The organism is Nonomuraea sp. NPDC059194 (genome assembly GCF_042754765.1).
GTDB lineage: Bacteria > Actinomycetota > Actinomycetes > Streptosporangiales > Streptosporangiaceae > Nonomuraea.
In genome coordinates this window covers 166809-187664 of sequence record NZ_JBHZBH010000005.1, presented here as the reverse complement: position 1 = coordinate 187664, position 20856 = coordinate 166809, and the positions used below count along the sequence as shown (strand labels likewise).

Below are 20856 nucleotides of genomic sequence, written 5' to 3'. Positions count from 1 at the left end.
ATTCTCGACTATGCGTGACATCGTGTTGATCTCCGATCCTCGGGTGACGGCGCTTCCCGTGCGGGAGTGCGGCGAGCCGCTCGAGGACGTACGGGGGAGGTTGCGGGTCGACTCGCGCCTGGCGGACGCGGACGGCGCCTACGCGCATCTGCGTGCGGGGTTGCTCGCAAGGCTGGAGAAGGCGGCGTTGCCGTCGGGGTACGAGCTGCTGATCGTCGAGGGGTACCGGCCGATCGAGACGCAGCGGACGTACTTCGAGGAGTATCGGAGCCAGCTACTCACCGATTTCCCCGACATGTCGCCCGACGAGGCGTATGTCGCGGCAAGTCGGTACGTGTCGCCGGTGTCCGTCGCTCCGCACACGGCGGGGGCGGCGGTGGATCTGACGCTGTGCTCGCCCGACGGGGAGGAGTACGACATGGGGACGGCGGTCAACGACAACCCCGAGCAGAGCGAGGGGGCCTGCTACACGGGGGCGGCCAACATCTCGGCCGAGGCGCGCGGCCACAGGGAGATCCTGGTGGCGGCGCTGGAGGAGGTCGGGCTGGTGAACTACCCGACCGAGTGGTGGCACTGGTCGTACGGCGACCGGTACTGGGCGATGTCGTCGGGCGCGCCGCACGCCCTCTATGGGCCGACCGACCTGTCCTGACCCGCTTTTGGAACCCCAGCCCCACGAGGAGACCACGGGGCTGGGGTTTTTCGTGTCGTGCGGGCGGCCCCGGGGCGGGGGTTGTACGGGCGCTCGGGGTGGTGAGGGGCTGGGGTTCTTCATGTCGTGCGGGCGGCCCCGGGGCTGGGGTTTTGTGGGGCTCATCGGGTGGGTCGGGGTCCGGGAGTGTGCGGGGCTTACCGGGCGGTCGTGAGCCCGTGGGTAGGGGCGGCGTAATCCTGCTGGTCGCCCCTACCGGTGTCGTGGCGCTTCTCGTCGAGTTGGCTCAGCTCTGGCGGGTCGCGGCGTTGAGCACGGCGGTCAGGCTAGCCTCCAGGACCGACTCGCTACGGCCTGCCGACCATCCGTCCCGGTGCTCCAGGAAGGTGATCGCATCGCCGCCGTTTCCCGGCCCGAGTGACTGCTGCGTCAGGCCCACGATCTCCACTGGGTATCCCACCTCGGCCAGTGCCCGCGTCAGTGCGTCGACTGGTCCGGCGCCGAGGTAGGTGCGCGTCACCTCCTCGCCGCCGACGGCGAGGGTGATGCTGGTGGACTCGGGCGTGGCCGCCCAGCCCTTCAGCGTCACCGGCGCATCACCCGGGTCGAGGTAGGTCCGCTCGAACAGGTCCCACAGCTCGGCCGCGGTGATTTCGCCGCCGGTGGCGTCAGTGTGCCCCTGCACATGCCGCGAGAAGTCGATCTGGAGCCGCCGCGGCAGGTCGATGCCGTACTCCGACTCCAGCAGGTGAGCGATGCCGCCCTTGCCGGACTGGGAGTTCACCCGGATGACCGCCTCATATGAACGGCCCAGGTCAGCGGGGTCGATCGGCAGGTACGGCACGCGCCAGGCCAGCTCGCGCTCCGGCGTCGCCGTACTGGCAGCCCGTCGCCGCTGCTCGGCCAGGCCCTTCCTGATGGCGTCCTGGTGGGTGCCGGAGAAGGCGGTATGAACCAGGTCGCCCACGTAGGGGTGGCGCTCGTGCACCGGCATGCGCGTGCAGTACTCGACCACCCGGCGGATCTCGTCGACGTCCGAGAAGTCGATCATCGGGTCGATGCCCTGGGCGTGCAGGTTGAGAGCCAGCGTGGCGATGTCGACGTTGCCCGTGCGCTCGCCGTTGCCGAACACGCAGCCTTCCACGCGCTCGGCGCCCGCGAGGATCGCCAGCTCGGCGCAGGCGACGCCGGTGCCACGATCGTTGTGCGGGTGCACCGACAGGATGACCGAGTCGCGGCGGGCCAGGTTCTTGTGCATGTACTCGATCTGGTCGGCGTACACGTTCGGCGTGGCCACCTCGACGGTCGCGGGCAGGTTGAGGATCACCGGCCGGTCCGGTGTGGCCTGCCACAGCTCGGTCATCGCGTCGCACACCTCCAGCACGTAGCCGGGCTCGGTGAGGTTGAACACCTCGGGCGAGAACTCAAAGCGCACGTTGGGCAGGTCGCCGGCCAGGTCCAGCACGTCGCGGCCACCGGCCAGGATCAGCTCCTTGAGCTCCTGGCGTGAGGCGCCGAGCACCACCTCGCGCCAGGTGGGCGCGGTGGCCGTGTACATGTGGATCACCACGGGGTTGGCGATGCCCCTGATCGACTCCACGGTGCGCTCGATCAGGTCGCGGCGGGCGGGGGTGAACACGACGATCGTCACGTCGGCGGGCGCCAGGTTGGTGTCGGCGATGAGGCGGACGAAGTCGAAGTCGGTCTGTGAGGCGGATGGGTAGCCGACCTCGATCTCCTTGTAGCCCATGGCGACCAGGAGTTCGAAGAACCGCCGCTTGCGCGCCGGATCCATGGGCTCGGCCAGGGCCTGGTTGCCGTCACGCAGGTCGACGGGCACCCACAGCGGCGCCTTGGTCAGCCGGGCGGTCGGCCAGTCGCGCTCGACCAGCGGCACCTCCACCCGGGAGTACACGTCGAGGTAGCGGTACGAGGGCATCTGCGAGTGGCGCTGCCTGTTCCATGCGGGCGCGCCCGCCGGGAACTCGCCACGGGGCGTATCGATGGACATGTGCGGTCTTCTCCTTGCCGGTCTTGTGAGGGGCGACCGGCGGGAACGACGAGACTCCACGGCGGGGAGCCGGTCGGATCAGGCCCCGCCGTGGCAGCCGAGAAGAAGCAGCCCACGCAGCGACATGGCGCTAGACTGTAACAACTCCTAACTCCTCAGACAAGCTGAGAGGTTCCCTATGCTTGACATGCGGCGGCACCCGCTGGCAGAGAAGGCCGCGGAGCTGCTGCTCGCCCGCGTCCGTGCCGGCGAGTGGGTGCTCGGCCAGAAGCTGCCGGGGGAGACCACGCTCGCTGTGCAACTCGGCGTCGGCCGCTCCACCGTGCGGGAGGCCATCCGCGAGCTGGCCGGCAAGGGAGTGCTGCAGCCTCGGCAGGGCGCCGGCGTCTTCGTCACCGCCCTCGACGTCGCCGAAGACTGGGACTCGGTGGTGCGCCGGGCGGCCATCACCTCGGTCATCGAGGCGCGCGTCGCCATCGAATCCGAGGCCGCGGCCCTGGCGGCAGCCCGCCGTACCCCCGCCGATCTGCGGGCCCTGCGCCGCACCCTGCGCGTGCGCGCGAAGCACTGCCACGACGCGGAGGAACTGGTGGACGCCGACATGGCCTTCCACCGGCAGGTCGTCCTCGCCTCGCACAACGAGATCCTCCTGGAACTCTTCGACGGGTTCGTCCCGCGCCTGCGCCCGGCAATGATCGACATGCTGCGGATCCGGCCGGTGCCGTCGCCGGAGGACGACCACGCCGCCCACTTGGCCGTGGTGGAGGCGGTCGCGGCGCGTGACCCGGCCGCTGCGTCCCGGCACAGCCGCGCCCACCTGGAGGCCATAAAAGCCACCCTGTCCTGACCCCGTCGGCCTCGACCCGATGGCCCTTCCCCGACACCCTGGTGACCTCTCCTGGTTAACGTCGAGGCTCTGCGGATTTGGGGTCAGACCGACGCGCTCAGCGCAGCAGGGATCTCGCGGTGGGAGCCAGTCGCAACCGCTGCGGGGTTCTGGCCAGCATCGCCGACAAGGTGGGCAGCACCTTGTCGCGCCACCGATCCGAGTGCTCCAGGCGGTCCAGATGCTCGATGAGGTGCCGCTCGTCGGCGAACCGGGCGAACCACACGAAGACGTTCTCGCCGGTCCGCACCGGCAGCGCCGGGAAGGTGTTCGCCGCGTGTTCGGACTGCAGGCAGGCCAGCGGCGTGGCGCCCGCCTCCGTCAGGGCGGGGCATATCTGCCGGTCGAAGAACTCCACGAACGTCTCGTCGAACGGGCCGTCGCCGTAGTAGATCGTCGCGAGCACGACCGACGGAGGCGGGGTCGTCTCGCCGGCCGGCGGCCGGGCGGCGGCGGGGGCCGGGAAGCCGGTCCGCGCTGTGACGGGCCTCAGGAGCAGTACGTCGTCCGAGTCGATCATCGTGGCGTTGGCCTGCTCGCGGTGCGCCTTCCAGATCGGCCCGCCGTAGAAGCGGCCGAGCGCCTCGGCTCGGTGCGGCATGTCGTCGAATCCCCGCAGCCAGACGAACCGGTCCGGGTCGTCCAGGTCGCGGAACTGCCCCAGGAGCGTCATGCCGACCGCCTCCTGTGACTCGACGAACTCCCGGTCGAAAAGGCTGATCAGCACGTCGCGCTGACCAGGGTGCAGCGTGTACTGCCTCAGCTCGACGACCGGGCATCGTACGTCGTACACGAGGATCTCCTTCAGCTCATTAGAACAATTTTTGTTACAACAAGGGGTACGCCGAAAGCCGCCGGACACGGGGGCGTCTAGCTCACCAGCAGGGTCTCGCGTAGCACGTCAGCTATCGACGTGCGTCCCAACTCCGCACGCAGGGCCAGCTCGGCCCTGCCGTACACATCACCCAGTGCAGGCCGGATCCCCTTGCCGACCGGGCATTCGAGGTTGGGCTCGGTGTGGTGCATGCCGAACAACGGCTCTCGCTCGACGGCGTCGTACACGTCGAGCAGCATGATCTCCTCCGGCACGCGGGCCAGGCTCCACCCCGCCCCCGCGCCGTGACGTACGGTCACCAGGCCTGCCCGCCGCAGGTCGCCGAGACTGCGCCGGATGATCACCGGATTCGTGTTGACGCTGGCGGCGACCTGGTCAGAGGTCAGCAGCTCCGTTCCGCGCCGGTGCGCGAGGGCCAACCACGTCAGAATGTGCACGGCGATCGTGAGCCGGCTGTTCGCTGCCATCATCCCTCCTGCTGTAACAGCCTCTATTACAGTCGGGCGGCTGTCAACCGGGCGCCCATCCCAGGCGGGGCGTCAGCCGCTCCACCATCTACAAGTACGTGCCCGAGTTGAAGTCCAGCGGCGACCGCCAAGCCGTCGCAGCCCCGTTGCACGCGCCGAACTCACCGCCGTCAACTGAGCCACGCCATCGCCCCCTTCAGCCGCCAATAGAGCGTTCGCCCAGGTCGTGAGCCTCTCGGAACCGTTTCTCAGAACGTTCCGGTTCTAAGAGGAGTTCTGCGAGCGGCGTCCTGGGCGAACGTCTCGCCGAACGAAGGTGCCGCCGACATCCACTTTCTGCGAATCGCGCACTGTGACACAAGGGACGAGCAGGGCATGACGGTTGCGAAGCCGGTGGTGACCTTGGAGCATCTCCTTACCGACGCGTGCGACGTTCCGGGAGTGCCCTGTGATCATCGAGGATCTGCTCGAGCCGGAACTCGCCCTCTGGGAGGCGTTTCCCGCAGCGCGTCCTGTAGATCTTCCCGGCACCCCCGTTCGGGCTGCGATCATCGCAAGAATGCTGCTCGGCGCCCGGGAACACCTTCCAGGGCAGACGCCTGGCATGCACCTTTCCGGAGCCCGGATCACCGGCCGGTTGGACCTGTCGTACGCCGAGGTTCAACACCCTCTGATCTTGACCACGTGCGACTTCGAGGAAGCACCGGTCTTCACCGGAGCCCGCACCGGCCTGGTCGACCTCGCGGCTTCCCGGTTGCCCGGACTGCAGGCTGCAGATGCCGTGATCGGCGGGGGCCTGCGCCTCGAAGGCTGCGCAATGGATGGCCCGATTCAGCTGGCTGGGGCCCACGTGTCCGGGACGATGAACCTCAACGACATGGTGATCCACGCAGATCTGGCCGTCCATGCCGACGGCCTGATCGTCGACCGAGATCTCCTGTGTGCGAACGCCGTCATCGACGGTGAGGTACGTGTCGCGGGCGCCAGGATCGGCGGGACGATGACCTTCGATGGCGCGCGGGTCGGGCGGTCAGGCGGCTTGAGCCTCACCGCCGAGGGCATCGTCATCGACGGTGGGTTGTCGTGTGGTCACGGCTTCCACTCCTACGGCGAGCTGAGCGTGCAGGACGCCCGGGTAGGGCGCCGGTGCGTGTTCAGCGGGGCTCGGCTGTCCAACCCCGACGGCATCGCCCTGAACGCAGAAAGGCTCACCGTCGAGGGTGGGCTGCTCATCGATGAGGGCTTCACGGCCGAGGGCGAAGTCCTCTTGCGGGGAGCCCACGTGGCCGGTTCGCTCTCCTTCGCTCAGGCGACCCTCGCCAATCCGGCAGGACGCGCCCTGAACGCGCCGCTCATGGAGATCGGCAGCGGACTGCGAGCCACACCGGGCTTCGTGGCGACCGGAGAGGTCTTCCTGGACTCGACCCAGGTCCGCGGATCGGTCAACATCGACGGCGGGCGACTGTCCCACCCAGGTTCGACGGCACTCTCACTGCGGCGGCTGGTGGTCACCGGCAGGCTCAGCTGTAGCGAAGGCTTCAGTGCCGATGGGGAGATCGTGCTCATCAACGCCAAAGTCGAGGGCACCGTGGAGTTCCACGGTGCTGCCCTCAGCAATCCCGGGGGTCGGGTTCTGGCCCTCTGGGAAGTGATCGCGGGCGGTGGCATCGACTGCTGCGAAGGCTTCACGGCCAAGGGAACTCTCTCGATCAGAGATTCCCGGATCGCGGCCACACTGTGCTTTGCGGAGACCACCATCGACGGTGACCTTCACCTACGTGGCGTCGAAGCGGCTTCGCTGAAGATCGGGGCTGAGACTGTACTGCTCGGCGCCGTCGACCTTCGCCACACCCGGGTCGGCGTGCTCGATGACGTTCCTGGCCGGTGGCCTGCTCACCTCCTGATGAATGGCTTCACCTACGACAGCCTCGAGGCTCTGCTGCCTGTGCAGGAGCGTCTTGACTGGCTGGCCAAGGAGGCCTACCAGCCCCAACCGTATGAGCAGCTGGCCACCGTCTACCGCAGGCATGGTCACGATGAGGCCGCTCGGGACGTGCTGCTGGCCAAACAGCGTCGCCGTCGCACGGGGCAACGGGTCGGGGCGCGGCTGTGGGGGCACCTGCAGGACTGGACCGTCGGGTACGGCTACCGCCCATTCCGTGCCGCGCTCTGGCTCGCAGCCCTTCTCCTCATCGGCTCGGTCGTTTTCACCGTCCACCAGCCACCGGCCTTCAAGCCAGGCGAGGCGCCCCCCTTCAACGCCTTCCTCTACACCCTGGACCTGCTCCTCCCGATCATTAGCTTCGGACAGGAGACCGCCTTCGGCCCGCGCGGTTTACAACAGTGGCTCGCCGCCGCGATGATCACTGCGGGGTGGATCCTTGCAACGACCATCCTGGCAGGCCTCACTCGTGCACTCTCCCGCCAATAACGCAGCCATAAGGTTCACCTCAGCACCCTCAGCAGCGTCAGGTTGGTCTACTTAGGTGCGGGGGTCACGGTCGGGAGAGCACCCCCGACCTCGCACGATCGCCATTTCTGCGGATCACACACCGCAACCATCGTCGCTCAGCGTTACCTTGCGGTCGGTGGCACGGACCCGAGTGTGCTGAAGCCGGGTATGCCTGGTTGTCTCCGTGGTGTGCTTGGCGACCAGTGAGAGGACAGCTATAGCCCGCTGCCGCATTGCGGAGATCGCCCGAACCCATGTCCGTTGCCGTGTTTCGCGTCAGCTTCACTCTGTGGCGGCAATCGCCCAGCTCGCAGAGGGAAGGAACGGCTTTGCGGCGGGTTGGGCATGTGGCCCGGCGTGCGGCGGGACCGGTCGGGTCAGGCGCGTAGGCGGAGGCCGCGGGGTGTTGGGTGGAACCCGGCCGCCTCCAGCGCCGCCGCCAGCGGAGAGTCGTTGATCGACCCCCCGTTGGCCCGCTCCACCGTGAGCTTCCCGAGCGCCCCATCCCGTACGGCCAGCGCCAGCGCGTCGACCGCGGGCTGAAGCCGTCCATCGTCGGCGAACGACAGCAGCGTCTTCCCGCCCCGCTCCACGTACAGCACCAGATGCCCGTCGACGAGCACGACCAGCGCGCCCGCCTTGCGACCCGGCTTGTGCCCGACGTCGCCGGGGTGCGCCGGCCAGGGGAGTGCCGCGCCGTACGGGCTGGCGGGGTCAGCCGCCGCCAGCACCACCGCCCGCTGCCCCGCCCCCGCACCGAACCCGCCCGAGCCAGACCTGGACCCGCCTGGCTCAGGCCCATCCGACCCGGCATCGGACCTGCCCGGTCCCGGCCCGCCCAAGCCCGCAACGAACCCGCCCGAGCCCGGCCCGGACCCACCTGAACCCGTACCGAATCCGGCTGAGCCGGAGGAGCCTGTCGCGTCCGGTGACAAGGCGCGCATGCGGTCGACGGCTCCCGGCAGGGCGAACTGCGCCCCGCCGAGGCCCTCGACGAAGTACCCCCGACGGCAGCGCCCGCTCTCCTCGAAGGCCCGCAACACCTGATAAACCGCCGCGAACCCGCCAGGCAGCCGCTCGGCCATCACCGCGCCGCGCGTGACCACGCCGTGCCGTTCGAGCAGCGCCTCCGCCTGCGCGTGCGCCCGCTGCGTGGTGTCGGGCGACGGCGAGGGCAGCAGCCACCACCGCCCCCCGACCAGCGGCGATCCGCTCCTCGACGGCAGCACCGCCCGCCGTCGCCTGGTGGTCGCCGGCCGATGCGCGGGGCGCCCCGAGCCGAGCGTCGCCCTGAGTGGAGCTAGCGTGTCGCCGGAGATCCGGCTCGACCACACGAGGTCCCACAGGGCGGCGGTCAGCGTGAGGTCGTCGAGCGACCCCACGCGATCGGACAGCCCGCGGAAGAAGAGCGCGCCACCGCCGTCGAGCACGTCGAGCACCTGCTCGTGCAGCGGCGTCATGGTGATCTCGGCGGGCGGGGGGAGCAGCAGCGGGGCGGTGTCGGCGAAGTAGAGCGACACCCAGCCGTCGCCGCCGGGCAACGAGCCCTGCCCGGCCCAGATGACCTCTCCCGAGGAGGTGAGCTCGTCGAGCAGCGCGGGGTGGTAGCCGGGAACCCGTGAGGGCAGCACCAGCGTCTCGAGCGAGGAGGCGGGCACCGCCGCGCCCTGAAGTTGCTCGATGGCGTTGACCAGGGCGTCCATCGACCTGGCCGCGCCGATGGCCCCGCTGCCGGCCGAACCGCCCCGGGAGGACGAGGAACGGCCCGAGATGCCGTGCCAGCTCGGCGCGAACAGCGCGAGCGTCTCCGGCGAGACCGGTTCGACCTCTTTGCGCAGCCGTGCCAGCGATCTGCGCCTGAGCATCCGCAGCACTCCGGCGTCGCACCATTCCTCGCCGCGCCCGCCGGGCCTGAACTCGCCGCTCACCACCCGCCCCTGCGCGGCCAGGCGGCGCAGCGCGTCGGTGATCACCGCGACGCCGAGCCCGAACCTGGCCGCCGCCGCACCGGCGTGGAACGGCGTGCGGGTGCGCGCGTGCCTGGCCACCAGATCGCCGAGCGGGTCGGCCACAGGCTCGAGGAAAGCGTGCGGCACCCCCACGGGCAGCGGCGCGCCAAGCGCGTCGCGCAGCCTGGCCGCGTCCTCGATCGCCGCCCACTGCTCCTCGCCCGCGACGCGCACGCTGATCGCCCGGCGTGCCCGCTCCAGGTCGGCCAGCCAGGCGGGCTCGCCGCCGCGCACGCTCACGTCGGCTGCCAGCAGCGGCCCGTGCGAGCGCAGCAGGTCGGCCAGATCCTCGGCGTCACGCAGCGGCCTGTCGAGCCTGGCCAGCTCGCGTTCGGCGTCGGCGATCACGTCGGGATCGAGCAGCTCGCGCAGGTCGGCCTGGCCCAGCAGTTCGGCCAGCAGCGTGGTGTCGAGCGCCAGCGCCTGCGCCCGCCGCTCGGCCAGCGGCGCGTCGCCTTCGTACATGAATGCACCGATGTAGTGGAACAGCAGCGACGCCGCGAACGGCGAGGCCTGCGAGGTCTCCACCTCCACCACGCGCACCCGCCGCGCCGCGATGTCACGCATGAGCTGGACCAGCCCCGGCACGTCGAACACGTCCTGCAGGCACTCGCGCATCGTCTCCAGCACCACGGGGAAGCTCGCGTACTGCGAGGCCACCCCGAGCAGGTGCGCGGCCCGCTGGCGCTGCTGCCACAGCGGCGTGCGTTTGCCCGGGGTACGGCGGGGCAGCAGCAGCGACCGCCCCGCGCACTCCCTGAAACGCGAGGCGAACAGCGCCGAACCGCCCAGCTCCTCGGTGACGATCTGCTCGATCTCGTCGGCGTCGAAGGCGGCCACGTCGCTCGGCGGCTCGGCCAGCGTGTCGGGGATGCGCAGGACGATCCCATCGTCGGAGTGGACGGCCTGCACGTCGACGCCGTAGCGCTCGCGCAGCCGCCGGTTGATGGCCAGCGCCCAGGGCGCGTGGACCCGCGCGCCGTAAGGGGAGTGGATCACCACCCGCCAGTCGCCCAGCTCGTCGTGGAAGCGCTCGACCAGCAGCGTGCGGTCGTCGGGCACATAGCCCGTGGCCTCGCGCTGCTCCTGCAGGTAGGCGAGCAGGTTGCCCGCCGCCCACTCGTCGAGCCCCGCGGCCCGCATCCGTTCGACGACCCCGTCCGCGGGGGACGGCGCGCCTGCCGTACTGGAAGCGGACAGCTCCCGCAGGAACGCCCCGATGGCCCGGCCCAGCTCGGCGGGCCGGCCAGGGGCGTCGCCGTGCCAGAACGGCAGCTTGCCCGGCTGGCCGGGCGCGGGCGAGACGAGCACCCGGTCGGCCGTGATGTCCTCGATCCGCCAGGAGGTCGCGCCGAGCACGAACACGTCGCCGGCCCGCGACTCGTAGACCATCTCCTCGTCGAGCTCGCCGACCCTGGACCCCTTCTCGCCGACCAGGAAGACCCCGAACAGGCCGCGGTCGGGGATGGTGCCGCCGTTGGTGACCGCGAGCCGCTGCGCGCCTGGACGGCCCTGCAGCACGCCGGTCACCCTGTCCCACACCAGGCGGGGACGCAGCTCGGCGAACTCCTCGCTCGGATAGCGGCCGGCGAGCATGTCGAGCGTGGCCTCCAGCGCGGTGCGCGGCAGCGTGGAGTAGGGCGCCGCCCGCTTGACCACCTCTTCGAGCTCGTCGACCGTCCAGTCGTCGAGCGCGGTCATCGCCACGATCTGCTGGGCGAGCACGTCGAGCGGGTTACGCGGATAGCGCATCTCCTCGATCTGGCCGCTGCGCATCCGCTCGGCCACGACCGCCGTCTGGATCAGGTCGCCGCGGTACTTGGGGAAGATCACGCCTTTGGAGACCGCGCCCACCTGGTGCCCAGCCCTGCCGATCCGCTGCAGGCCGCTGGCCACGCTGGGCGGCGCCTCGACGCAGGCCACCAGGTCGACGGCGCCCATGTCGATGCCCAGCTCCAGGCTGGAGGTGGCGACCACCGCGGGCAGCCTGCCCGATTTCAGCGCCTCCTCGATCTGCGCCCGCTCCTCCTTGGACACCGACCCGTGGTGGGCGCGCACGATCTCGGGAACCGCGCCCTTGCTCGCCCCCGCCTGCGCCATCATCTCGGCGGGCGGCCGGGCGACGGGGCCGTTGCCGGGCGGGCTCTCCCAGATCGACAGGTCGATCGCCTCGGTGCCCTGTTCGCGCTCGTAGGCCAGCTCGTTGAGCCGCGTGCACAGGCGCTCGGCCAGCCGGCGCGAGTTGGCGAAGACGATCGTCGAGCTGTGGGCCTCGATCAGGTCGAACAGCCGGTCTTCCACGTGCGGCCAGATCGACCTGCGCGCGGGCTCCTGCACGAACGCGTCGGGGTCGGTCACCGGTTGCGCGTCGAGCTCGGTCATGTCCTCGATCGGGACGACGACCTCCACCTCGATGCGTTTGTCGGACGGCGGCTGCACCACGGTCGCGGGCCGCGCGCCGCCGAGGAAGGCGGCCACCTCGCTCACCGGCCGCACGGTGGCCGACAGCCCGATGCGCTGGGCGGGCTTGTCGAGGAGGGCGTCGAGCCGTTCCAGGCTGAGCGCGAGGTGGGCGCCGCGTTTGGTGGCCGCGACCGCGTGGACCTCGTCGACGATCACGGTCCGCACGCCGTGCAGCGCCTCCCTCGCCTGGCTGGTGAGCAGCAGGAACAGCGACTCGGGCGTCGTGATGAGGATGTCGGACGGCTTGGCGGCGAACCTCCTGCGATCCTCGGCCGAGGTGTCGCCCGACCGGATGGCCACCGAGATCTCGGGCGGTGCCAGGCCGAGGCGTCGCGCGGTCTGCTTCAGCCCCGCCAGCGGCGCCCGCAGGTTGCGCTCCACGTCGACGGCGAGCGCTTTCAGCGGCGAGACGTAGAGCACCTTGCAGGTCTTCTTCGACTCCTTGGCATCCGCGGCGGGCGGCTCGGCGGCCAGCCTGTCGAGCGACCACAGGAAGGCGGCGAGCGTCTTGCCCGAGCCCGTGGGGGCGACGACGAGCGTGTTGTCACCGCGCGCGATGGACTCCCATGCCCCCAGCTGGGCAGGGGTGGGCGCCGCGAAGGCCCCGGTGAACCACTCGCGGGTCACCTTGCTGAAGAGGTCGAGGAAGCTCACATGCCCATGGTGCCCTGCGGCACCGACAAAACCGCGCCGGGCCGTACCGGCCAGGAGGTTTTTAAGATCATTGCCTGCTATTTCCCATTTTGCCGTTTTTATCCCCATACTGCATGCGTGCATAGCTACGACGAGCGCCTCACCACCCTGGTCTTCGACTACATGAGGCAGCGCCTTGCCCTGGACCCCGTCCCCCTCGACCATCCGGGTGAGAAGGACAAGCTGGATGCCGCGCTCGCCGGACTCATCACCCCGGAGGGCGCCGACCCGGCCAAGGTGCTGGACGTCTACGACCAGCAGCTCTCCCGCGCGGTCATCTCCGCCGACAGCAACCGCTTCCTGTCCTTCATCCCCGCCGCCCCCACCAAGGCCGCGCTGCTGTTCGACATGGTCGTCTCCTGCGCCTCGCTGCAGGGCATCAGCTGGCTGGAGGCCTCCGGTGCCATCGCGGCGGAGAACCAGGTCCTGCGCCTGATCGCCGACTACGCGGGCATGCCGCAGACGGCGGGCGGCTGCTTCGTCTCCGGCGGCAGCGCCGCCAACCTGTCCGCCCTGGTCGTGGCGAGAGATACGGCCGGCGTGCCGAACGCGAAGATCGCCGTGAGCGACCAGGCGCACTCCTCGATCTCCAACACCCTGCGCATCATCGGCGTCGAGGCCCTCGTCGTGCCCTCGGAGGACCATCGGCTCACCGGCGCGTCCCTGCGGAAGGCGCTCGAAGGCCAGGAGAACGTCATCGGCGTCGTCGCCACCTCCGGCACCACGAACGCGGGCATCATCGACGACCTCAAGGGCGTCGCGGAGGTGGCGCGCGAGCGCGGCCTGTGGTTCCACGTCGACGGCGCGTACGGCGGCGCGGGCCTGTTCGCCCCTTCCGTACGGCACCGCTACGAGGGCATCGAACACGCCGACTCGTTCGTGGTCGATCCACACAAGTGGCTGTTCGCCCCGTTCGACTGCGCCGCGCTGATCTACCGCAACCCCAACCTGGCGCGTGCCGTACACACTCAGGACGCCTCATATCTGGACGTCCTGCACACCGACGGCGGTGAGTGGAATCCCACCGACTACGCCTACCACCTGACCAGGCGCGCCCGCGGCCTGCCGCTGTGGTTCTCGCTGGCGGTCAACGGAACCGACGCCTACACCGAGGCCGTCGAGCGAGGGCTCGCCCTCGCCAGGGAGACCGCCGAACTGATCAAGGAGAGCGACCACCTCGAGCTCATCAGGGAGCCCGAACTGTCCGCGGTGCTCTTCCGCCGTCCGGGATGGACCGCTCAGGACTACTACGCGTGGTCCGACAGACTGCTGGCCGGACAGATCGGATTCGTCACCCCGACCGGGTGGGAAGGCGAAACCGTCGCGCGTTTCGCGTTCCTGCACCCCGGCACCACGATCGAGATCGTGAAAGAGATTGTCGCCACCATGCGCGATTGAGAAGGGAATCGCGGGGACATAGAGCGGTAGAGGTGAGCGACGTGACCATCGATTACCCGGCCATCGAGGCTGATCGCGAGCGCATCAAGCGGGAATACCTCCTGCCGCACCGTCCATCGAGCAGCGCGCGCGGCCTGCACCACTTCGCGCTGCTCTCCTCCGATGTGGAGCGGACGATCCGCTTCTACCAGGAGCTCCTGGAATTTCCCCTCACGGAGATCTTCGAGAACCGCGACTACAAGGGCTCCAACCACTTCTTCTTCGACATAGGCAACGGCAACCTGCTGGCCTTCTTCGACTTCCCCGGGCTCGACCTCGGGCCGTACCAGGAGGTCCTCGGCGGGCTGCACCACATCGCGATCTCCGTGGACCCCGCGACGTGGGAACGGCTGCGCGGCAAGCTGGAGATGGCCGGCGTGCCGCACCAGATCGAAAGCGGCGCCTCCATCTACTTCAGGGACCCCGACGGCGCCCGACTGGAACTGCTCGCCGACCATCTGGGAGAGATGTACGGCTCGCGGGTGTTGTAGCCGCTTACCTCCGTGATGCCCGGCGGGTGCGCGGTGCGCCCTCGCGGGGTTCGCGTCTCAGGCCGGCGTGCCGTTCGGCGCGTTCGGCCTTCTCCTTCTGTACGGCGAGCCGCTGCTGGAGGAGCAGGTCGCGGCGACGCTCTCGATGTGATCTGGCGGTGGCTGACGGCTTGGGCGCCGTTTTGGGGGTTTTCGCCATGCGCATGTCCTACCCACTCCGGAGCCGGTTCCATACTGGGGTGATGCGCCTGACCGAGTTCTGGAGAAGGATGCGCGCCCACTTCGGCGATGCCTACGCCGAGTCGTGGGCCAGGGACTACGTGCTCGCCCCGCTGGGCGGACGCACGGTCGAGCAGGCGCTCGCGCAGGGTGAGAGCGCCAAGGACGTCTGGCGCGCGGTGTGCCAGGTGGAGAACGTCGCCAGCAGGCTTCGCTGACCTCAGATCCCTGCGGAGAGCTTGAGCAGGACGACGCCGCCGATGATCGCGGCGAACGAGACCAGCTTGGGCACGGTGATCTTCTCCTTATAGACGAGGGCGCCGAGGACGACGGTGCCGATCGAGCCGATGCCCGTCCAGATGGTGTAGCCGACGCCGACATCGAGGGTCCTGAGCGCGAGGCTGAGGGTGAAGATGCCGCCCGCCGCGGCCAGCAGGGTGAAGACCGAGGGCCACAGGCGGGTGAAGCCCTGCGTGGCGTTGGTGCCGAGCGCGAAGCCGATCTCGAAGACGATCGCGATGGACAGGTAGATCCAGGCCATGGTGGTGCCTCCTCAGGCGGCGGTGGTGGAAGGGGCGAGGCGGTCGGCCAGCTTGAGGCCGAGGACGCCGCCGATGATCAGAACGAACGCCAGGGCCTTGCCGAGCGTCATCGCCTCGTCGAAGATCACGGTGCCGAGCACGACGGTGCCGACGGAGCCGATGCCGGTCCACACGGTGTAGCCGACGCCGACGTCGAGCGTCTTGAGCGCGAGGCTGAGGAAGAAGATCCCGCCGGCCGCCGCGGCGATGGTGAGCAACGAGGGGCCGAGCACGGTGAAGCCTTCGGTGGCGTTGGTGGCGAGGGCGAAGACCACCTCGAACACGGCGGCGACGAGCAAGTAGATCCAAGCCATGGGGATTCCTTCATTTGTTTGCTTGTGCATGCATATTCTGTGCATACATATAGAGTGGATGTCAACACAGAAGGAGGGCCGGATGGCGACGCTCGACGACGACATGTGGGTCGGGGTGGTACGGCTGCACGCCAGGGTGGAGCACGAGCTGGCGAGCGCGTTGCAGCGGCACGGTCTCGGACTGTCGGAGTACAGGGCGCTCTGCCACCTGTCCACGGCCGCCGGTGGCGAGCTGCGCATGCAGGAGCTGGCCGACCTGCTCGGGCTCAACCAGAGCTCGGTCACCCGCCTGGTCGGGCGCCTGGAGGCATCCGGTCTGACCCGCCGCGACCTGTGCGCGAACGACCGCCGGGGCGTCTACACCGTGATCACCGAGGCGGGTAGGGAGCGCAAGAGCGGGGCGAGCGCCACCTATGAGGACACCCTCACGGCGGCTCTCGACCGGGCCGCCGCCGAAGGACTGGGGTCCACCGTGGAGGGCCTGCGGGCGGCTTTCGTTGGCTAGATCGCCTTCGTCGTTTAGGTCGCCTGGGTTACCTGGGTCGTCGGTTTGGTCGGTTCGGTGAGGGAGGTGTGGAGGGCCTCCGCCGTACCGGCGAGATCGTCGGCGTGCCCCTGGCCGCCGGGAGACCACAGGAAGACCCACGCTTTCGCGGCAGGGGTGGCGAAGATGATGGTCTGACGGCCCGTGCGCGGGTGCCACACCCACAGCACGGGGTCGTCGCCGCCGACCATGCGCCCGACGAGCCCGCAGCCGGGGAGCAACGCCGCCAGCGACTCCAGATGGGCGCGCCGCTGCCCGGTGTACGTGCTCTTCACGACCCCGCCTCTCGACCTTTTCCTCAGGATCTCCCCAGGTCAGCGCCATGGCAACAGGCCCGGCGTATTGTCAGGGAATGTCGGCGGGGCTCGGTGCGACGGTTGGCGTGTTCGGGGCGCGATCGAACAGCCGTTCGGCTACCATGAGAAGCGCCGAACCGCGGCTTCCCTCGGGTCGGCGGAAAATTGTCGGTCCCACGGCGTAGCTTTCACTCGACCGACCAGACCACGACCCTCCGGGGAGTTCCCATGGCTATCAACGACCGCGAGAAGGCCCTTGAGACTGCCCTCGCACAGATCGAGCGGCAGTTCGGCAAGGGCTCCGTCATGCGCCTCGGCGATGACGCCAGGGCTCCCATCGAGGTGACCCCGACCGGTTCGATCGCGCTCGACGTGGCCCTCGGCATCGGCGGCTTCCCCAGAGGCCGCATCGTCGAGGTCTACGGTCCTGAGTCCAGCGGTAAGACCACGGTGGCGCTGCACGCGGTGGCCAACGCGCAGCGGGCCGGCGGCATCGCCGCCTTCATCGACGCCGAGCACGCCCTCGACCCCGAATACGCCAAGAAGCTCGGCGTCGACACCGACGCCCTGCTCGTCTCCCAGCCCGACACGGGTGAGCAGGCGCTCGAGATCGCCGACATGCTGATCCGCTCGGGCGCCGTCGACATCATCGTCATCGACTCGGTCGCGGCCCTGGTGCCCAAGGCCGAAATCGAGGGCGAGATGGGCGACAGCCATGTCGGCCTCCAGGCGCGACTGATGTCCCAGGCGCTGCGCAAGGTCGCGGGCGCGCTCAACAGCACGGGCACAACCGCCATCTTCATCAACCAGCTCCGCGAGAAGATCGGCGTCATGTTCGGCTCGCCCGAGACCACGACCGGTGGTAAGGCGCTGAAGTTCTACGCCTCGGTCCGCCTCGACATCCGCCGCATCGAGACGCTGAAGGACGGCACGGAGGCGGTCGGCAACCGCACCCGCGTCAAGGTCGTCAAGAACAAGATGGCGCCGCCCTTCCGCGTCGCCGACTTCGACATCCTGTACGGCGTGGGCATCTCCCGCGAGGGCGGCCTCATCGACATGGGTGTGGAGCACGGCTTCGTCCGCAAGTCGGGCGCCTGGTACACCTACGAGGGCGACCAGCTCGGCCAGGGCAAGGAGAACGCGCGTAACTTCCTGCGCAACCACCCGGACGTGGCCAACGAGATCGAGAAGAAGATCAAGGAGAAGCTCGGTGTGGGCCCGCGCGTCGACGCCCCCGCCGAGGCAGCCGCTCCTGCTGCCCCTCCGGCCCCCGCCACCTCGGGCCGCGGCTCCAAGGCCTCCACGCCCAAGCCTGGTGACGTCTGATCCGGCCTGAGTCATGAGCCTGTCGTCGGACCCTGACCAGCGGCCACCCGGCACCACCCCGGAGCCGCCCCCGCCCAACCCCACGACCCCTCCGTGGGGCGGCCAGGGTCCCGACAGCTCTCTTACTGAGGTCGTACCCGGCCCCGTTGAGGGCCTTTCGCCCTCGACTCCCGGCAGCTCCATCCCCGAGGCCACGCACGGTCCCCTCGGCGACCCTTCGACCAACCCAGCAGATGGTCAGCCGCCCGGCAAGAGCGCCACCTCCCCGGCCGAACCGGAGGGTCACCTTGGCCTGGACGGTCAGCGTCTCGGCGAGAGCGCCACCGCCTGGGCCGAGTCAGAGGGTCGCCTTGGCCTGGATGGTCAGCCTCCCGGCGGGAGCGCCGCCACCCGGGCCGAGCCGGAGGGCTACCTCGGCATGAACTCCGGCAGGGGCACTGCCGACGACGCGGACGATCGAGATCGGGGTCCCCGCAGCCCATCCAACTGGAGCGCCGACCACCCCGAAGACGCGGACAGTGGAGACCGAGGTCCTCGCAGCCCGTCCGCTTGGAGCGCCGACCACCCCGAAGACGCGGACAGTGGAGACCGAGGTCCCCGCAGCCCGTCCAACTGGAGCGCCGACCAGACCTCCAGCGATCGCATGCCCAACGACAGCGTCCCCAGTGACCCCGCCTCGAACGCCGGCGCCACTGACGGCCAGAGCGCCGGCGACCAGGGATCCACCGAAGGGGCCACCACCGACCGAGCACCTGACGGCTGGAACCCGCGTGACACTTGGGCCACGAGAAACGCTGACACCTGGGATACCCGGGGCTCCAACGGCTGGGGCCCGAGCGATCGCATGGACTCGGGTCCCTGGTGCCCCGGTGCTGGTGAGCATTCCGCCGGTCAGGGTTCGAGTGATCGTGAGCAGTCTGATGGTTGGGGTCCGGGCGTTCGTGGGGACGCGGGCGCCTGGGACGTAGGTGATCGTGGGTTGTCCGGCGGCTGGGGTCCGGGTGACCTTGAGCAGTCCAGCGGTCGGGGTTCGGGCGACGCAGGGCAGTCTGGCGGCTGGGCTCAGGCCGACGCCGGGCAAACTGATGGTTGGGGTCCGGGCGTTCGTGGATACGCGGGCGCCGGGGGCGTAGGTGATCGTGGGTTGTCCAGCGGTTGGGGACCGGGCGACCCTGGGCAGTCCGGCGGCTGGGGTTCGGGCTCTGGGGCTTGGACCTCCGGAGCCTGGGACACGAACGGCTCCGGCTCGGACGCCTGGAGCCAGATCCCCGACGGAGTGGCCGACCTCGCCGCGCCCCGGCCCGCCCGATCGGGCCGCCCCGCCTGGGCGCCTCCGGAAGGCGACCCCGCCCCCGCATGGCCGTTCGCGGAAACCGGCCCTGCATGGACGCCCACCCGCACGGCCACCCCTGCCGACGACGTCCCAGCCGACGAAGAAGCGGCGACCACGTCGGAGGGGCCATACCTCCGCACCCCGGAAGACCTCCGTGACGGCGAGGCCCGTGAAGACGACACCGGGAACGATGGCGGCGAAGACGACACTGTGCACGGCAACCGGGAAGTCGGCACTTGGGAAGTCGGCGTGAATGATGCTCGTGACCATGGTGCTGAGGGCTATGGCCGTGAGGATGGCGTCCCGAATGACGATCGCGAAGACGGCGGCACAGGGCACCAGGGCCGTGAAGGCGGCCGGAATGGTGGCCGTGGAGACGGAGTCGGGCGCAGCAACCGTGGAGACGGTATCGGAAGTGCCCGTGAAGACGGCGGCAACGGGAACCACGGTCATGAAGGCGGCTGGAATGGTGCCCGCGAAGAAGGCGCCGGGCGCTATGCCGATCAAGAGGGCGTCCGAAATGACGCTCGTGAAGACGGCGGCACCAGGCACCACGGCCGTGAACAAGGGGGCACGTCGGCCGACTCCGTCTCCCGATCGTGGTCGGCGGGCCGAGGGCAGAAGAGGCTGGCCGAGTCGCCTACCGATGGGGCCGATCATCCAGGAGCGTCACACGACTGGGGTGCGTGGCCGGACATCGCGCAGCGAGAGCCCCGTCCGAAGCGTCGATCCCGCATGGGCTCATCGTCGGGTGCGTGGGCCGTTCCCGACGGAGGGCTCGGCTCGGGCGATGACGGGAGCCGCTCATACGAGTGGCTGGACTCGGGTGACGACGGGGACCGGCGGTATGGGGGGCTGGAATCCGGAGACGACGGCGACTACCCGAACAGGGGGCTTGGTTCGGGAGACGACGGCTCGCCGGGTCGTCGCAGGACATCGCGCTCCCGCAAGGGGTCGCGCCGCAACCGCGACTCCGGCTGGCCTGACCGAGACTCAGGAATGCGATCCGCCCAGGGCACTTCCGAAAGTGATGCGTCGTCATCCGGTGGCTGGGGGTCCGGTCGTTCCCGGGGGCGCGACGGATCCGACGCTGGCCGAGCTCAAGCACGAGACGCTGGCCCCACTCAAGCGCGAGACTCTGCCCGGGCTCAAGCGCGAGACGCTGGCCCCACTCAAGCGCGAGACTCTGCCCGGGCTCAAGCGCGAGACTCTGCCCGGGCTCAAGCGCGAGACTCTGCCCGGGCTCAAGCGCGAGAGGCTGGCCGGGCTCAAGCGCGAGACGGCTTCGGTTCAGGCCGGCGAGGCTTCGGTGGTTCCGGCTCCGGTGGGGGAGGAGGTCGTGACGAATTCGATTCCATCGGCGAGGCACCAGAGTGGGCCAGAGAAGAGGGAGCGTCGACCGATCTGGCGCCTGATGCCGGGTGGCCTGCGCCGACCCACCGAAACGACAGTCCCACCGCCTCACGGGCGTCCATTTCCAGGGGCATAGGTGGATCGTCGGCGGGGGGTTCCGCAGGATGGCCAAAGGTCGTTCCGCGCAACCGCAACGCAGGGAACGAGCACCGGAACGATTCCGGAAGCGAGCCAACCGGCGAGGCGCAGCGGGACGCCGCTCCCGACCATGCGGTGGGTGTTCCTCCCGAGCGTCAGGCTGGGCGATGGCAGGAGGGTGGCTTCCTGTCCGAAGAGGCCGGTGAGGGTGGACGGGGTTCCGCTGGTGCCGGGCGGCGGTCGGGTCCTGAACAGGGCGGCTGGTCGGGGGGTCTCTTCGGTGACAGGCCGGGAGATCCTTCTGGCGAGGCGCCAGGAGACGGGGACGAGAGACCGGGGTCGGAGGACGGGACCGC

At 69.7% G+C, this 20856-nt stretch carries 15 protein-coding genes; 8 read left to right on the top strand and 7 right to left on the bottom strand.

The genetic code is table 11. The annotated features are described in order from the left end of the window. Positions 1-10 precede the first annotated feature (10 nt). On the top strand, positions 11-652 hold the full coding sequence (locus ACFXJ8_RS09845; protein ID WP_379643440.1) for a M15 family metallopeptidase: 642 nt from the start codon (positions 11-13) through the stop codon (positions 650-652). A gap of 286 nt (positions 653-938) precedes the next feature. Here the strand turns inward: ACFXJ8_RS09845 and ACFXJ8_RS09840 are convergent, their stop codons facing one another. Next, on the bottom strand, positions 939-2663 hold the full coding sequence (locus ACFXJ8_RS09840; protein ID WP_379643439.1) for a 2-isopropylmalate synthase: 1725 nt from the start codon (positions 2661-2663) through the stop codon (positions 939-941). A gap of 178 nt (positions 2664-2841) precedes the next feature. Here ACFXJ8_RS09840 and ACFXJ8_RS09835 point away from each other — a divergent pair, with 178 nt between their 5' ends. Next, entirely contained in the window at positions 2842-3510 is a 669-nt protein-coding gene (locus tag ACFXJ8_RS09835) for a FadR/GntR family transcriptional regulator (RefSeq protein WP_379643438.1), read from the top strand. A gap of 97 nt (positions 3511-3607) precedes the next feature. Here ACFXJ8_RS09835 and ACFXJ8_RS09830 read toward each other — a convergent pair whose 3' ends face one another. Both ACFXJ8_RS09830 and ACFXJ8_RS09825 read right to left on the bottom strand, forming a co-directional pair. Continuing rightward, the gene (locus tag ACFXJ8_RS09830) at positions 3608-4342 is read right to left on the bottom strand and encodes an NIPSNAP family protein (RefSeq protein ID WP_379643437.1); all 735 of its coding nucleotides are present in this window, start codon (positions 4340-4342) and stop codon (positions 3608-3610) included. 77 nt (positions 4343-4419) lie between these two features. Beyond that, the gene (locus ACFXJ8_RS09825) at positions 4420-4851 is read right to left on the bottom strand and encodes an Rrf2 family transcriptional regulator (RefSeq protein WP_379643436.1); all 432 of its coding nucleotides are present in this window, start codon (positions 4849-4851) and stop codon (positions 4420-4422) included. Between the two features lie 448 nt (positions 4852-5299). Here ACFXJ8_RS09825 and ACFXJ8_RS09820 point away from each other — a divergent pair, with 448 nt between their 5' ends. Continuing rightward, positions 5300-7282: a hypothetical protein gene (locus tag ACFXJ8_RS09820; RefSeq protein WP_379643435.1), complete on the top strand. Its 1983-nt coding sequence runs from the start codon at positions 5300-5302 to the stop codon at positions 7280-7282. A 398-nt stretch (positions 7283-7680) separates the two neighbouring features. Here ACFXJ8_RS09820 and ACFXJ8_RS09815 read toward each other — a convergent pair whose 3' ends face one another. Continuing rightward, positions 7681-12429, bottom strand: coding sequence for an ATP-dependent helicase (locus ACFXJ8_RS09815; protein WP_379643434.1), 4749 nt, complete (start codon positions 12427-12429; stop codon positions 7681-7683). 117 nt (positions 12430-12546) lie between these two features. Here ACFXJ8_RS09815 and ACFXJ8_RS09810 point away from each other — a divergent pair, with 117 nt between their 5' ends. The 3 genes from ACFXJ8_RS09810 (at position 12547) to ACFXJ8_RS09800 (ending at position 14833) form a co-directional block, all read left to right on the top strand. Beyond that, on the top strand, positions 12547-13866 hold the full coding sequence (locus ACFXJ8_RS09810; RefSeq protein ID WP_379643433.1) for a pyridoxal phosphate-dependent decarboxylase family protein: 1320 nt from the start codon (positions 12547-12549) through the stop codon (positions 13864-13866). A 41-nt stretch (positions 13867-13907) separates the two neighbouring features. Beyond that, positions 13908-14396, top strand: coding sequence for a VOC family protein (locus ACFXJ8_RS09805; protein WP_379643432.1), 489 nt, complete (start codon positions 13908-13910; stop codon positions 14394-14396). Positions 14397-14638: 242 nt separating this feature from the next. Further along, on the top strand, positions 14639-14833 hold the full coding sequence (locus ACFXJ8_RS09800; protein WP_379643431.1) for a DUF3046 domain-containing protein: 195 nt from the start codon (positions 14639-14641) through the stop codon (positions 14831-14833). Positions 14834-14835: 2 nt separating this feature from the next. Here ACFXJ8_RS09800 and ACFXJ8_RS09795 read toward each other — a convergent pair whose 3' ends face one another. Both ACFXJ8_RS09795 and ACFXJ8_RS09790 read right to left on the bottom strand, forming a co-directional pair. After that, positions 14836-15156 (bottom strand): DMT family transporter, encoded by a 321-nt coding sequence (locus tag ACFXJ8_RS09795; RefSeq protein WP_379643430.1) that lies wholly within the window; start codon positions 15154-15156, stop codon positions 14836-14838. A 12-nt stretch (positions 15157-15168) separates the two neighbouring features. Continuing rightward, positions 15169-15510, bottom strand: coding sequence for a DMT family transporter (locus tag ACFXJ8_RS09790; protein ID WP_379643429.1), 342 nt, complete (start codon positions 15508-15510; stop codon positions 15169-15171). A gap of 82 nt (positions 15511-15592) precedes the next feature. On the opposite strand from ACFXJ8_RS09790, the gene ACFXJ8_RS09785 reads away from it, so the two are divergent. After that, positions 15593-16015 carry a MarR family winged helix-turn-helix transcriptional regulator gene (locus tag ACFXJ8_RS09785; RefSeq protein ID WP_379643428.1) on the top strand — a complete coding sequence of 141 codons (423 nt, stop codon included), beginning with the start codon at positions 15593-15595 and terminating at the stop codon, positions 16013-16015. Between the two features lie 14 nt (positions 16016-16029). Here the strand turns inward: ACFXJ8_RS09785 and ACFXJ8_RS09780 are convergent, their stop codons facing one another. Next, complete coding sequence (locus ACFXJ8_RS09780; RefSeq protein ID WP_379643427.1) at positions 16030-16329, bottom strand: hypothetical protein; 300 nt, start codon at positions 16327-16329, stop codon at positions 16030-16032. A gap of 249 nt (positions 16330-16578) precedes the next feature. Between ACFXJ8_RS09780 and recA the strand changes: the two genes are divergently transcribed. Next, positions 16579-17676: a recombinase RecA gene (recA, locus tag ACFXJ8_RS09775; protein WP_379643426.1), complete on the top strand. Its 1098-nt coding sequence runs from the start codon at positions 16579-16581 to the stop codon at positions 17674-17676. The last annotated feature ends 3180 nt before the right edge of the window (positions 17677-20856 follow it).